Genomic DNA, 14,661 nt, shown 5'->3' on the forward strand with positions numbered 1-14,661 from the left:
CTGAACGGTATTGGATGGAATAGACGAGTGATGAATATTTTCTCTGTTAAAAACATTGCATCAATGTTGCTGTTATTGTTTCTCTATACCGGATTAGCCAATGCTTACACGGTTCCCAAAGCGTTCATGGATCTGTATTTTGATTTCACTGGAACGAATGAACCGGATTTTCCTAAAAAGCATAAAACAATCTCACAATGTCTGCTGCAATCTGAAACAGCTAAAAATAAAACCAACCCATTTGCCGGGCCGCTTGTGTTGGTTCTGGACTCGTCCATTTATATCTATGATAAAAACCGCAAATTACTCTTTAAGAAATTGCTTCGCACCAATCGCGCCAGTGGGTTTTATGAATTAACCGCTATTTCGCATATTGGTCCGGCACTTGCCTATCTGGCAAAAATCAAGGAAAACGGCGATCCTTTCTGGCAGCCGGCGATGAATTCGCTGCTGACTAATATAAAGCGTGTACGTGCTCTCAATGCCAGCACCAAGAATAACTGGCTTGAGCGGGCAAATATTAAACCCTGGCAGCATCATATTCCGCAAATCAGGGCAATGACCGATTATGCCTTATCAATGGCTGGGAATTATATTGTCTCAGTTCAAAAAGGGGCGCCTTTTGATTTAAGAGCTGTACAGGCCAATTTTCTAAATGGCAATAAAGAATACCCCATTTCCTATAATACGGTGATGGTTGGAACGTTCATGTTAACGGCATTGGAAAGTATGTCCGTGGTGCATGATGAGATTGCCAAACTCAAGCTAGACTGGCCTCATGCAATGGTTATCGTTCGGAATGTGGCAGGCAATAATGTCACCTCGGGCTTAACCGAAGGAAGCAACTGGATGGTCGCTTTTATAAACGCAGTTTCAGAAAATACACTGCCGCGCGATCGTCTTTTTATTGCCCCCTATGCCAAAGTGATTCCTGAAGTAGGCCAGTCTTTACTGCCCGAGTCCGCCTACAACTATTATGTTAAAAATGTCTGGGGAAGTGTCTATAATCGCACGCATGTCGCCAAGGCAGTATTTACTGATTTGGAAACAATTTATCTGCCGGAAAGACCCGCTATTCCGGGCGATTTTCACTATTCCTCGGCAAACGATATTATCGATTTTATGGTTCGATTAAAGCATTCCCTGCAGGATTCGAGAGAAATGCTTTCCAATACCGTCGGCTACTGGATGGCGGGGGAGCTGCAATCCAAAGCCTGGGATCTTAAGGCAATTCAGATCCCGGGATTGACGACTGGCTTCCCTGAGGGAATAACCGCTTATCCTGAGAAGAATCCGGAAATAGGCAGTACATCATGAAAGGCTTACTCAGGCCGCTAACAGGGATGCTGCTCTTTTTGCTTTGCATAAACGCCCATTCTACCATGTTGAAAATGTATCAGACCCTTGATACCTCGGGTGCACGCGAACTCACCCCCTTTAAGCTAAATGGCAAACAATATATTGGGGTGGCTCAATTGGCCAAAGATATTCCGCATGCGCCTGCCAATATGAATGGCGGTGATTCAGATGTGGATGTATTGATTTATCAGATGGGAAAAAAACAGTTTCATCTTTACCAGAAAATCCCGGGCCATGGAAATGAAGGCCTTACTTTCTTTAAAATAAATGACCAGGCATTCATTGCTGTTCCCAGCGTTCGTTCAGGCCCAGGCGCGCCTTACAATCTGAATACCTACTCGATGGTTTATCGCTGGGATGGCAAGTACTTTATTCCCTTTCAGCAATTTTATGGGCGAGCTGCCAAGCAATGGCGCTTTTTTTCTATCGCAAACCGTAAATTCCTGGCTTTAGCCACCGGTGTGGAAGTTCCCGGGCAAAAGCCAGTGCCCAATGATTCCAGAATTTATGAATGGAATGGTAAAGAATTTGTCTTATTCCAGAGCCTGCCCAGTCGATGGGCCTATTCCTTTACTGCATTTAAAATCGGAGATGATACCTATCTGGGGCTTGCTGATCATCTGGATGGTGTGACAATTTTTAACTGGAATGGCAAACGGTTTAAACCTATACAGCATATTTCCGAGCGGGGTGCGCGAGCGCTTAAGCATTTCAAAATTGAGAATGAGCATTATCTGGCCTATGCCAATATCCACAAGACTTCAAAACTGCTTCACTGGAATACAAAACAGTTTGAGGAGTATCAAAATCTTTCGGAGTCAGGAGGAAGAAATTTTAGCTGGTTTAGCCTTAATGGCCAACATTTCCTTTTTCTGACAAGATTTATTACCGGAAGTAAAGAAAAGCCGGTTAGTAATCTGGATTCCCTGCTCTATGAATGGGAGAAAGGGAAATTGCATTTAGTTGAGAAATTGCCGGGATTTGGCGCTGTTGCAGCTCATTTTTTCAAGTGGAATAATGAGAGCTTTCTCACTCTGGCGAATAGTCTCAGCAAGGATATTCGTTTCCGGGTAGATTCTGTCATTTATAAACTGGATTCAGACACTCAGTAATGCAGAGGTTAATAATGCCGGATGTAATACATATTGCAGTTCATTTAAAAGATACTGGTAGTATTACTTCGGGTAATCAGCAAAGAACCTTCAAAAAAATTACTTTTTATTTTAACAATCTCGGTGCGGCGAAGCGAAAATACGAAGAGCTGGTTAATCATAAAAGCATCAACTTACAGGAATTGTCTATTACATTCCAACTTCCGACAGTAGAGCTTATTGAGCCTTCCATCTCGGTCGACTGGGGGCAAATCGATTTCAAACTGTTTTATCAGGCTTCACAATATCCCAAAGATCAAGTGGTGGCCAGTGGAGAAAGCATCATTCGATTTGTGACCAATCAAAGCAATCTGGAGGAGTTGAGTAAAAGCCAGCTCTCGGTTGTAGAAGCGGATGATCTGGGGAAGTTGCTGGCAGAAATCTCGAGCAGCATAATGCAAATTACTATCAACAGTGAGCAGGGCATTGTTCCCGAGGAATTTACAAAGAATTATGTGGGCGGCCTGCTTAAGCGTTTAAAGGACGATAGTGCCGGATTGGCTGATATTCCCAAAGCGATTCCAGATCGCTTGAAAGATAGCATAATACAAGGTTTTGCCCGACAGATTCGATTGGCAGCTTACAATACTAAAACGCAGATCAGCGCCGCGACCAGTCATTTCTTTCGCGCTTTTCAGGAAGAAGCTTGCTCTGATTCACCTCTGTTGACAAAGCCGGAGCATGGGCTGCAAAAAGAATCATTTTCATTGCCTGAACAATCATCAGCGTCTTTATAATAGGGAAGAGTCCTGGAACTACCCAATCCATGCACCGTGTCCTTCCCGCGCAGGCGGGAATCTATTCCATCACGAGCACTGTGCCAACTCATCGATGGATTTCAGCCTGCGCGGAAATGACAGAGGCGTTTCCCTTTGTGTGTCACTTATCCGAGGCATCCCGGCAATGTTTGAAGCCATAAGTAGAAAGCGAGGCTTTCATCTCGAGGACCTCGGTCAGTCTTGACATTCTTTATTCATCAACTTAGCATGCAAGAATTTTAGTCTGGAAACACGATGGAAATTGAGCATTTACGCGAATTGGTAAAGGACGATTTAGAGGCTGTTAATGCTTTAATCCTCGAAACGATGAAATCACCCTCGCGGCTGATCAACGAGATAGCCGATCATGTAATCCACAGTGGCGGCAAGCGTTTGCGTCCTTTGCTGGTATTGCTGGCCAGCCGTGCCTGCCTCTATCAGGGTAAGGATCATGTGATGCTTGCCACTATGGTCGAATTTTTTCACACAGCCACCTTGCTGCACGATGATGTGGTTGATGAGTCCACTTTACGCCGTGGCCGTGAAACTGCGAATCAAATCTGGGGCAATAAAGCCAGTGTACTTGTAGGTGATTATTTATTCACCAAATACCTGCAGCTGATGGTAGAAGTAGGAGATATTGAGATAATACAATTGCTGATTGGCATTGCTCCTCAAATGGGTTGTGGTGAAATTCAGCAGTTTGACAATCTGGGAAATACCGAGATGTCAGTCGGTGATTATTTTGACCATATTCGGGCAAAAACATCGCTGCTGTTTGCTGCATCCTCGACCATGGGGGCTATGATCAGCAAAGCCGGCGAGGGAATAAAAAAAGCTATGTATGCCTATGGATTGCATTTGGGTAATGCCTTTCAGTTGATCGATGATGCACTCGATTACTGTTCTGACGCCAAAACGCTGGGTAAAAACATTGGCGATGATTTGGCAAGCGGCAAGGCGACCTTGCCTTTACTTCATGCCTTGAAATATTGCGATTCAAAACAGCAGCTAATCATCAGAAGCAGCCTCGAGGAAGGCTCACGCCATTATCTACCAGAAATTCTCGAAACCTTAAAAGAAACCCAGTCCATTGAATATACTCGAAGTCTTGCTGCAAAAGAAATGGATCAGGCGATAACCGCATTGCAGATTCTGCCCGACTCAGTTTACAAAAACGGGCTAATGGATTTGGCGCAATATGTGATACACCGCAATTATTAAGGCTAACTAATGAAAGCGCTTGATCAACTCTTAACCCCTTATTGGGGCTCGGAAAAATGGATCCTCGAAGGTTGGAACAAGATCACTGAGGAGGAAAGAGAAAGTATTGAGGCCAGAGTAGAGTCTCTTTTTAGAAATGGCCTGCCATTTGAGTTAAAACACGACAAGATTCTGTATCTTTACATTTTTTCTTTAATGGCGCAGCTCGAAGTGCTGGGAATTCAGTTGCCAATGCGTTTTGAAGATAAAATGTATAATCCGGAATTCAAAAAACGCATGCGGGCCCAGCTGGTTGACGAAATTTTTCATACCATTGTGTTTACGCGCATCGTGTTTATGCTTGCCGCCCCTTATGGTTCACCGCCTGCCTATAACGAAGAGCTCGAGAAGGTCTGTGAGTTTATTCGCTCGCTGGATTGCCTCAAAGTCGGAATGGTCGTAATGAATCTGATTTGTGAGGGAATGGTAGAAGAAGTTTTTTCTACTTTTTATCAGCAAAAAATTGCCCCGGAAGTATTCGAGATTATTTTAGCCGATGAACATCGTCATGTCTGCGAAGCCGATTTATATGCTGAAATTGGATTACCCGACCGTGAGGTTCTGACTGAAACCTTGAAAACAATGGAAGATCTGCTTATTTCGGTATTTACCCGACTTCCCAAATACAACACCTCCTTAACGACTCTGCTTGGCCCGGAAGGAACTGCCTCTTTTATGCTGGCTCTGCATGAAAAGCATAAGCGGCAACTTAAAAAGATTAATATGGTTCCCAGCGAAAGGCTGGAAATGCTGTTTGAAGTGGGTCCTGATGCCTATGCACAAGTTCAACCGTATCGAGATGAACTGCATAGTGAAATGCATGCGGAGATCAAAGAAGTTGAAATGACGACTGTGCAGAAAGTATTAATGACACAGTTAAACAATCCGGGCGATCCGAATCTGACCCTTCAATTTAATATTGATATCAGTGAATTTGGTTTTTTTGAGCAAAACTGCCCGCAGGAGAGACTGACTGTATTGATGATGCAGGCTGTCAGTCTTATGTTGACATCCGAGGAATCGCTGCGCAATTTTATCAGTTTTAAAAAACTTCACCAAAGCCGAAGCGCTTATGTCGCAGTGGTAGAAAAACTGGCTCAGCGTAAAGATCATATCGTTACGGTGTTTTTTAAAGACTGTCATGAAATGACAGTCGATGAATTGTTAACCAGAAACAGCCGTTCCCAGCAGTTGATGACTTACTGCTATGACAGGCGCGAGCAGGTTGAAAAAGACAATCCCGAATTTAAAAAGCAACTGGATGCTGAGCTGTACAACTATGCCCACGATCTTTATCCTTGCCCCTCGCCAGGGAGTTACGGTGCCTACGTATGTAATCTTGGGGCTTACGGTTATACCCAGGCGGTTTCCCCCTTGTTTAAGCAAACAGGTTTTCATGTAGTGTTGCTCGCTGTGGAGCGAAAACCAGTATGGAATGAGGTCAGTAAATCCTTCGAATCAAGAGAGATTTTACCTGTTTCAATCAGTATTGATAATCGAATTTTCGATGGGCTAATGCCGATTCCGAAACTGTTACAGGAATGCTTTGGGCGTGCATTGCAAACCATGCAGGAAAAAATGACCAGCCCGCTGATTGACAGAGAATCTAAAGAAGCGAAATTATATAAGTCAAGAATTGATAAAATAGCCAACGATCTGGCTGCTCAGGAAAGCCTGTTGGGCCGGGATAAAATTACTGTTCATCTACTCAATAAGAATAAGCACGCTGTATTTAAAGAAATGCGAAGAGTGTTTGGCGAAGATGTCGAGTTATATGGTAAGCGTTTGAGCAAATATTCCGATTTCAAAAATGCGGCTGACAATCTTTTGCTGGATTATTTGGGTTTTGAAGCAGAACAAGCAGCGCAAAACGCCAATTTTACAAAGATCATCGATAAAATTCTCGCTGAAAATAAAGAGTTCGGCTATCGAATGCTAACTGGTCTGCAAGCGGCTTGGCTTGACTATGTAGACGTGGAAGCTTTATTTAATGCAAGCTTTAACAAAATTGCGGAATCAAGACTAAAGCGGCTTGCCAAATTCATCCCGACGCTATGGCGAAGTGCAATGGAATAATTGTCTTCGCAGGTGGGGCACTGCCATTAAGTTAAGGTAATTTTGTCTTTCCCGCGAAGGCGGGAATCCATTCCTCAATTGGCATTATAGCGAGCTCAGAGATGGATCCCCGCCTTCTCGGGGAGGACAGTTTATATACAACTGAGCTTAACTTAATGGCAGTGACCCTAACCCTCTCCCCCGCTTCGCGCGGTGGAGAGGGGATAACATTATTTCTTAACCTGACGGCTATGGGCCAAGGGCCCAACTTACATGCTTAAGGATTTACCTGGGGAATGGGAGTTTAAGCCTGATTGAAAGAGGTAGCAGCGCTGATCTTATTTACATCCATGCCCTCTGCAATAGGTGGATATAATGCCGATTGCCAGAAGACCAGATTAGTATTAGACCCATAAGTAGTGTTTAATTTTGATCCAGTGTAAATCGATGAACCGAAGCTGGCAACAAGAGAAAACATAGTCACTAAATTCTCATCATTATGACTATGCGCTATATCATTCGGCGAACGTCCCATTGAATTCTTAGTGAAGGGTGAGGCTCCGAGGACTAATAATTCCCTGACAACATCTACATGTCCATTCCTTGTTGCCTCATGCAGAGGGGTAATCCAGGAATCTCCCTGATGAATGGGGCTTGCCCCTTTAGAAAGCAAAAATTGAACAATACGAAGATGCCCGTAAGCACAGGCTTTCAGCAGACACTTCTGCAGCAGCCTGTTGTCCGGTTTATAATGTTCAACCATTGCCTTAAGGATAGCAAGATGGCCTTTGATGCTGGCAATAAATAAAGGGTTAGGGCTTTCTACTTCCGAATTTAAATCATTTGACAGGGGTAACTGGGCTCCTCTTTTCAATAAAGCCATTACCAGAGCTAAATTATTATTAGCGCAGGCATGGTAAAGTGCTGTTTTACCCTTCTTGTCGATTTGATTGAGGAGAGCCGGATATTTATCCAAATGATTGAGAATGATCTCCTTATGATTGCCGTGGCAGCTAACCCAAAGCATTCGCTCTGGATCTGGCAAGGCTTTGCAAGCGGGTGATGCATACAGCTCGTTAACTAATGTGACATTATTGGCATAAGCTGCTGCATATATACTATTAATCCTGACTTCAATTTCAGGATGGCTCATTAAAATTTCAATAACCTGTCTATGGCCATAACTGCAGGCCAGTGATAACGCATTGACCTTCCCAGCCTCATGATTGATTTTGTCCTGTTCCAGTCGTTCCTTAACCAAATCCGAGTGCCCATACTGGCAAGCCCGCATCAGCGGTGTGTATCCTTCTGAGCATGTTCTCGTTAACTCATTGGTTTCCAGCAAGCGAACCAGTTCGGTATTTCCGGTGAAACAGGCTAAATCCATTGGCATGCATTGAATATCTTTTTCATTGAGTTTTATCGTTTCTGAAAGAATTTCGCTTGCTTTGGCTATATTTTCTTCGATACAGGCGAGCAAGAGTTGATTCCACTGGGTATCATTTACCAATGAAGCTCCCCGTTTCAAAAGCAGCCTGGCTCGTTGGGGGGTAAATTGAAGGCTAAACTCAAGCGCAGCAGCAAGACCATCAGTAATTTCACGGCATATTGAAAGTTGCTCCATGTAAGTATCATTGAATTGGCTGCGCTTGTCTGTTGGAAAGGGATAAATCCTGGAGGAAACAATCTGATCGAGAATCATCTTGTTCTGATCTCTGGCTTTTCGTCCCAGGGTTTGTATAAAGGGAGTCTCCAGACCCTCCAAAGTCTTGTCAATATTTACCCCGATATCAAGAAGAAGCTTCAGTACCTTTAAATACTTCGTATAGCGGGGCTGATTGACTCTTTCTTTTTCAATCCGGTTGAATAATGCATGAAAAATTGTTTTTCCCTCTTCAGAGCTGTGTTCAATATCTGCTCCAGCTCCAATCAAATTCTTAACTGCCAGGGGAAGACCTTCAGCACAAGCGATAAACAGCGCTGTTTCTCCCTTATTATTGGTTTGCTGGGGACTGGCTTTCGCAATGAGCAGATGTTCTATTATCCTTTGATGATTAGATGCACAGGCAAGGTAAAGCGGTGTTTCGCCCAGTTGATTGGTCTGTTGAACACTGGCTCCATATTTTAGTAATAAACTGACAACTTGTTCATGTCCCATTTTGCAGGCAATTAATAAAGGCGACATTTGATCCAGGCTAATTGGCTGGTCAGGATTTGCTCCCGCTTTTAGAAGCGCTTCCACAATAGCGACCCGGTTTTCCATGCAGGCAATATATAACAGAGTGCCGGAGGGAATGGACTGAGGACGGCTTAAAGGGTTCCATTCCTCTTTATCAAGATCTTTTTTCTGAGCAACTATCAGTTTAACCAGCTCTGGATTATCTTGCTTATACAAACCCTGCATTTCCGATGTAAACATCGAGTGCCTTTTTTAAGTCAAAGTGGGCATTTTGAAAGCGATGGCGAGTCTTGTCAATACGAACCGGGTTTGACTTCATCTAAACTTCCAGGCAACACATCGGATTGCTCTGAGTTGGGTTTTTTTGTACTTAATTTATCCAGACTGAGTTTCTGTTCAGATTTGAAAAAAAGATGTCGTCGTTTGGGAGCTTGTGCTGCGCCCGGCTCCTCTGTTGCTGCTACAGGTTTATATCCACCCGGATTTAATTGCTGCCGTGATTCTCTTCTGAAAAGACCAAAAACGCTGGGATGAGTAGGTTGAGGCTTGACGCGTACCGCATGGCTTCCATCGTCGAGATGCTGAATCTTTTCCAAAACATCCGGGTTGGTGATCTCGTAAATACTTTCTTTAAGCTCATCAATCTTGGCCTCTGATTTCTCGTCGGTTGCATAGGTATCGGCAATTGATTTCAATTCCTGCTGCAAGGTATTCGATACCATGATGTCATTGATGTATAAAGCTAGTTTCTTAATACAAAAAACAATTGAAACCACCGAACAGGTAGCCAAGGTGAGAACAAATCCGGCAGGTAAAAAAGCACAGGCAGTGACTGAAATTGCCAGGGTAAGGGCGGCAACTATATTAATGATGAAGGCATTTCGCTGTTTGATAAAATCATAATTTAAGCGAGCACCTTGCTGATGGTACAGTGTCAATGAAGCGAAATTATGTTTTTCTTCGGGTGAAAGCTCCAGCGTTTGAGTGTGATGAAGTTCAAGTAAATAAAACAATTCCTTTAATACTTCAATCACGGCGGCTGCAATAAAGAAAAAAGCAGCTAATGGAACAAAAGTATACTTGGCAGCCATCAATATGGTTTTAGCAACAATATTTAAAGTATTATTTAAAACAATAAAGGCATCATCTCGATAAATCTTTTCAATAGGGCGGCGGTCATTTAAATGACTGAAGATCACTTGAAAAATAATGGAAAAGATAGAGACGATAATACCAAAAACGGGAAGCAGGCCGGCGGAAAAAAGTAAAAAACGAATGATCTCTTCAAGCTGGGAATGAAAAATACCCGCCATAATAATAAGAACAAGACAGATCGGCACTAAAATTTTGAGTGCAAACAGAATATTATTGTAACGTTTGCGCTTTTCGATAGCATCGATCAGATTATTGAGCTGGATGGATAACTCATGGTCACGAACTATTTTCTTTAAAAATTCATAGGTAGAGAGATTCTGGGCGAAATAGCTTGGCCACAATTTGAAATCAATATGCAGGCTTTGTAATAACTCAATGGCGGCATCCACACATTCATCAGTTGAATCAATGGGAGTGACATAGAAATCACGCTCGAATGACAGAAAATTATTGTCATATTTTTTAAAATGCGTTTCTACGTCTTCCAGATCGCAATCGGCAGCAATAAAGCGGGTAAAAATTTTCAGATTATCTTCAATTGCTTGCACGTGTATTTACCATAAATCAAGTCAATAAAGGTTCCATTTGTTACAAATAATTGCAAATCGATCAACATCCATTCTATCAACTCACCGCCACATTTTCTCATATAAATTCAAATAATGGAAATATTTATACAGAGTGTTATGAAAATAAAGGAATTATTTTACACGCCCCTGCCTAAAGTTCACGTTTTATATGGCGAAATTCTCTAAAGGGCTTTATTGTACATCATTTGAACTAAATGATCATTGTTTTTTTGTTGAACCCTGAGAAAATGATAGGTATCATGACCAGGATTTTCTGTTTTTTTAACAAGGAGTGGGTTATGAAACGTGTGCTGCAATCTTTTTCTCTGGCGTTACTGGTTTCATCTTCAGCATTTGCCTTCAGTGATAGCCCGGAAAAATGTCCAAGTGTTGAGTCACTGCAGGCAATTGGTATCAGTGATGCAATAGATATTGATCTGGGATGGGTAGGACTTAACTGGAGTAATTATTACGATACCCAGGACAAATGGACTTTCGGTATTTATGTTGGTCAAGTGAAAGGCAAAGAAGTTGCAATCAAGAAGGCAAACCGCCTGGTTAAATCGATTAAAAGCAGTGGCGGCCCCACGCCTGATGGCTATCTCTGGGCCTGTGAATATCAAAACCCTCAAGGTCAACCAATCGCTATGGCCATTACTCCACCTGTTAATCCAGGCGACATGATGCGTAGACTGGTCAAGTAAGTAGAATGGTTAAGTAAATAGAGTAGTATCCTCTGAGGACGTTTCATCTCGAAGATTGCTGCGGGTAGTTACTACCATTAACTTAAGGAGTCCTTCCCGCGAAAGCGGGAATCCATTCCTCAATTGGCATTATAGCTAGCTCAGGGATGGTTCCCCGCCTTCGCGGGGAGGACAGTTTTTTTCAAGGATTTTTATGCTCAATGCTTGGTTAACGACAGTGAGCCTGGCTGTGACAATAGGTGATGCTAACTATCTACCAATAGAAATAATAATATTGACAATGAGAAAGGATTCTATACATTAACAGCCATTCCGAATAATAAAATCAGGGATGTTAGAATGGTGAAGTTTTTTGATAGTTTTACTGTAACGACTGCTGCAGCTGCTGGGATACCTACTGCCAGCGCCTCCGGACCAGGATTTGGACTCTCTCAGGCTGTAACGGCTTCACAGAATGCTGCTACGGTTTTGTCCGACAAGAGTGGCCGACGTGATTCATTACTCCACGCCTTGAATGTTTTATTTGAAGATCCGGCCGACATCGATCATAGTGTTTTAGACAGCTATATGAAAGAACTTCGCGGAGGATTAATTGCAACCAATGACTCCCTCGCATTTATTACCCGATACATTTCTCTCGCGATGGTTAGCGGAGTGAGTCACCTGGCACAAATTCCCAGTGATGGGGTCACTGTTACACAGAAAACTGCTGAAGGTTTATCCAGGTTAGACATTCCCAGCGATGAAATGAAAAATGCGAGCACGAAAGCATTTATTTTTAATCCGCAGGATCAAAAGCCTTCAGCCAGTATTGATAGCGTGGCTGGCCTGGTCAAGGACCAGGGTGGTCAGGTGATGGATAATGTCTATAACGCAATCAATATTGCTGAGAACTCCCATGCCGGAACTCACGCCAGAACAGCTGCCTCGACAGGGGCTGGCGGCAGCGTCACTGCAACCGCATTCATACCTTCCGCTGCTGCTTTGCTTACCAATATGGTTGGTCAGCTTTTCAGAGAGGGAAGTGCCGTCAGTCATTTTCTGGGACAGGAATCAGCGAGCGAAGCGGATGATAAAAATGTCTACCATGCAAGTAGTGGCGTAAAGAAAGCTACTCAGGATTCTGATAGCCAGGCATCGCAACGGCAATTAAAAATTCTTGAGAAAGCCTTATCCCACATGCAGGCCGCGGCTGATTTATCATCCAATCAAAGTGTTAGTACTCCCTTGGCGACCGCTCTTTTCCGCGTGGCAGCATTATCCCTGTTTAGCGTGGCGTCACGCCTCGTTAACAAGACTGCCATTGCTGCGACAGAGGGACGGGTACAAAAAGCGCTCGCGCAAGCGACCGAACAAGGCCCTTCTGGGGGTGTCGATCGTATTAACAGTTTGCATTCCAATCTTTTCTCATTGTCTAACATCATGCGTCTTTGCGCAGAAAACCTGGGAGGCTCATCGGCTGTCAAAACAGCGGCACAACTCAGTGAAACTATCGCTGGTCGTTCGATGAGTGTGCTGCTCAGCCATATTAGTGAATTGGCCCAAGCCTTACGAGGACTGGCTAAGCCTCAGCAAAACTCTGCAGGAGGCTATGATTCAGGAACAATTGATAGTTCGGTTGATTTAGCCAATCCTGAAGTCCTGGCGCAATTTGAAAAAGCAATCAAGGGTGTACTTGATGGGATTGAAGAGGCTAATGGGCAGCATATTATTCCTAACCTTAATCAGGATATGGCCAGCCAGTTGGATGTGAGTGCTCATGGTACTGTCGCCTCACTTGTGACCACGCATAGCCTATTCAATTCAGTGACAGTCTCGGCAAATGCCTCCAGAAAAGCAGTTAAGACCAATGAGGCACAACAAAATGAAGCCTTACTGTCAACGCTTCCGAGTATTACGGTAACGCTGAATAACATCCAGGCATTTACCCGCAATTTCATGGCCGAAATTGAAAAAGATATCGCTCCTTCCAAATCCAGAAACGGTTCTCTGTTATCAACACATGATACAGTGGGAAGTAGTACTGCTGCGGCGTATTGGGCTGCCTCTGCCATGGTTTTACTAATCGATGAGATGCTTACTGCCTGTCGCTCTCTGACATTAATCGATCAAAACCGTCTCCATGCGGCTTCAGAAAAAGCGAGTGAAGTGCAAAGTAGAAAGCACTCTAATCAGGCATCTCAGCAAATCAGTTGGGATAGCCACTCGGAACAGGAGTACAGCGCTACACATGCAATAACTGCTCTACGCCTCACCTTATCACATACAGGTTTAGCTCTGATACGAATTGCAACCGATTTAAACAAGGCATTGAAAGATAACCTGGATACTGTTCAACATAATCTGGCAATGCATACTCTTCAACAAAGTGTATTACATTCTCTTGCTTATACTACAGCCAGTCTTGCCGAGGGATCATTGCTTGCAAGCGGTGCAGCCTCTGCAGCACCTATGAGCATGCATGGATCCGTCAATTGGACACATCAAAAAGTTCATACTACTGATGGACATTTGCATCCTGCACAGACCCACGAAAGCGAGAATTGCAGTAGAGGGGATTGCCAATCGTCTCAGGCAACTGGTTTTAGTACCGACCTGGTGGCGGGAACAATCACTAATGTCATGAAAGTGCTGGCACAAGGCGGTTTAATTGGTTTGGATACTATGCTAAGGCTCATAAAGCTATTAGAAATTGTTAGTCTGCATCGTGATTCTCATATTGCGCTGAAATTAGAATCCACTGATTCTTCCAATCCCAATGGTCTATTGATCAATACCGTAGATGAACCCAGTGCTGGCTCTAGCGCGGGAACCTGTGCAATTCTGATTAATCTTCTTGGCGCCTTTCAAACACTGGATCAAAGTTCAGGAACTCAATCGACTTTAAACGCACAACGTAAATTGCAAAAAATTATAGATAGTGAAATTGCAGATATTGCAGTCTTAAAAGATGATGAAGAACGGGGAGAAAGGAAAGGATTAAAAGAGTTTTATAAGATCATTATTGGTTTGTTAGCACCAAATGCCTCCGCTGCCAATTGCGAAAGTTTAGTCCAACGTCTTGATTTTGGTGGGATTTCTCTCTCAAGTTACCATACAAGATTTGGCGCATACAGTGACCGACCTGCAGCGGATTTAAGCTTCGTGGATCGATTTGCCAATCAGGATGATGCACAGGGAATATTGCGGCGATTTGTAAATAAAGCTAAAACCGATTTTAATTTGTTTAAATCATTACATGAGCAGCTGCCACAGGCACAAAGAACTACAAAAGCGCAGATATTATATACGCATGTATTCGAAGAGCTTTATCAAAATTATAAACAAATGAAAATGCTTAAGCTTGCAGAGCACAGCTCAAGAAAGATAGTTCCTGGCCGTGATGAATTTGAGAGCGATCTGGGCTTAGTTCACGCACAACCCGAAGAAGAACATCAAACAGAAGCCCCCAGACTGCAGAATTAAACT

Annotated in this window: 9 protein-coding genes; 7 read left to right on the forward strand and 2 right to left on the reverse strand. The window is 43.4% G+C overall.

The window, feature by feature from the left end; translation table 11 throughout:
• The first annotated feature begins 30 nt into the window (after positions 1-30).
• The 5 genes from LXA66_RS04230 to LXA66_RS04250 all read left to right on the forward strand — a co-directional run bounded on the left by LXA66_RS04230 (position 31) and on the right by LXA66_RS04250 (position 6,607).
• Complete coding sequence (locus LXA66_RS04230; protein WP_233013014.1) at positions 31-1,317, forward strand: DUF5624 domain-containing protein; 1,287 nt, start codon at positions 31-33, stop codon at positions 1,315-1,317.
• Positions 1,314-2,471 carry a hypothetical protein gene (locus LXA66_RS04235; protein ID WP_233012082.1) on the forward strand — a complete coding sequence of 386 codons (1,158 nt, stop codon included), beginning with the start codon at positions 1,314-1,316 and terminating at the stop codon, positions 2,469-2,471. The genes LXA66_RS04230 and LXA66_RS04235 overlap by 4 nt, the downstream gene beginning before the upstream one ends.
• Positions 2,472-2,485: 14 nt before the next feature.
• Positions 2,486-3,247 carry a hypothetical protein gene (locus LXA66_RS04240; protein ID WP_233012083.1) on the forward strand — a complete coding sequence of 254 codons (762 nt, stop codon included), beginning with the start codon at positions 2,486-2,488 and terminating at the stop codon, positions 3,245-3,247.
• Between the two features lie 276 nt (positions 3,248-3,523).
• Positions 3,524-4,492 (forward strand): polyprenyl synthetase family protein, encoded by a 969-nt coding sequence (locus LXA66_RS04245; RefSeq protein ID WP_233012084.1) that lies wholly within the window; start codon positions 3,524-3,526, stop codon positions 4,490-4,492.
• 9 nt (positions 4,493-4,501) lie between these two features.
• Entirely contained in the window at positions 4,502-6,607 is a 2,106-nt protein-coding gene (locus LXA66_RS04250; protein WP_233012085.1) for a hypothetical protein, read from the forward strand.
• 283 nt (positions 6,608-6,890) lie between these two features.
• Here LXA66_RS04250 and LXA66_RS04255 read toward each other — a convergent pair whose 3' ends face one another.
• Positions 6,891-9,005 carry an ankyrin repeat domain-containing protein gene (locus LXA66_RS04255; protein ID WP_233012086.1) on the reverse strand — a complete coding sequence of 705 codons (2,115 nt, stop codon included), beginning with the start codon at positions 9,003-9,005 and terminating at the stop codon, positions 6,891-6,893.
• A 53-nt stretch (positions 9,006-9,058) separates the two neighbouring features.
• Positions 9,059-10,468 carry a hypothetical protein gene (locus LXA66_RS04260; RefSeq protein WP_233012087.1) on the reverse strand — a complete coding sequence of 470 codons (1,410 nt, stop codon included), beginning with the start codon at positions 10,466-10,468 and terminating at the stop codon, positions 9,059-9,061.
• A 320-nt stretch (positions 10,469-10,788) separates the two neighbouring features.
• Here LXA66_RS04260 and LXA66_RS04265 point away from each other — a divergent pair, with 320 nt between their 5' ends.
• Positions 10,789-11,193, forward strand: a complete 405-nt coding sequence (locus LXA66_RS04265) for a DUF4949 domain-containing protein (protein WP_233012088.1) — start codon at positions 10,789-10,791, stop codon at positions 11,191-11,193.
• A 339-nt stretch (positions 11,194-11,532) separates the two neighbouring features.
• Positions 11,533-14,658, forward strand: a complete 3,126-nt coding sequence (locus LXA66_RS04270; protein ID WP_233012089.1) for a hypothetical protein — start codon at positions 11,533-11,535, stop codon at positions 14,656-14,658.
• The last annotated feature ends 3 nt before the right edge of the window (positions 14,659-14,661 follow it).

Source organism: Legionella sp. 16cNR16C (assembly GCF_021297775.1).
Lineage (GTDB): Bacteria > Pseudomonadota > Gammaproteobacteria > Legionellales > Legionellaceae > Legionella_C > Legionella_C quinlivanii_A.

Excerpts from the sequence above, each read along its gene's own strand:
- LXA66_RS04270 (WP_233012089.1), top strand. The coding sequence starts at position 11,533 with ATGGTGAAGTTTTTTGATAGTTTTACTGTAACGACTGCTGCAGCTGCT.
- LXA66_RS04245 (WP_233012084.1), top strand. The coding sequence starts at position 3,524 with ATGGAAATTGAGCATTTACGCGAATTGGTAAAGGACGATTTAGAGGCT.
- LXA66_RS04250 (WP_233012085.1), top strand. The coding sequence starts at position 4,502 with ATGAAAGCGCTTGATCAACTCTTAACCCCTTATTGGGGCTCGGAAAAA.
- LXA66_RS04240 (WP_233012083.1), top strand. The coding sequence starts at position 2,486 with ATGCCGGATGTAATACATATTGCAGTTCATTTAAAAGATACTGGTAGT.
- LXA66_RS04235 (WP_233012082.1), top strand. The coding sequence starts at position 1,314 with ATGAAAGGCTTACTCAGGCCGCTAACAGGGATGCTGCTCTTTTTGCTT.
- LXA66_RS04265 (WP_233012088.1), top strand. The coding sequence starts at position 10,789 with ATGAAACGTGTGCTGCAATCTTTTTCTCTGGCGTTACTGGTTTCATCT.
- LXA66_RS04255 (WP_233012086.1), bottom strand. The coding sequence starts at position 9,005 with ATGTTTACATCGGAAATGCAGGGTTTGTATAAGCAAGATAATCCAGAG.
- LXA66_RS04230 (WP_233013014.1), top strand. The coding sequence starts at position 31 with ATGAATATTTTCTCTGTTAAAAACATTGCATCAATGTTGCTGTTATTG.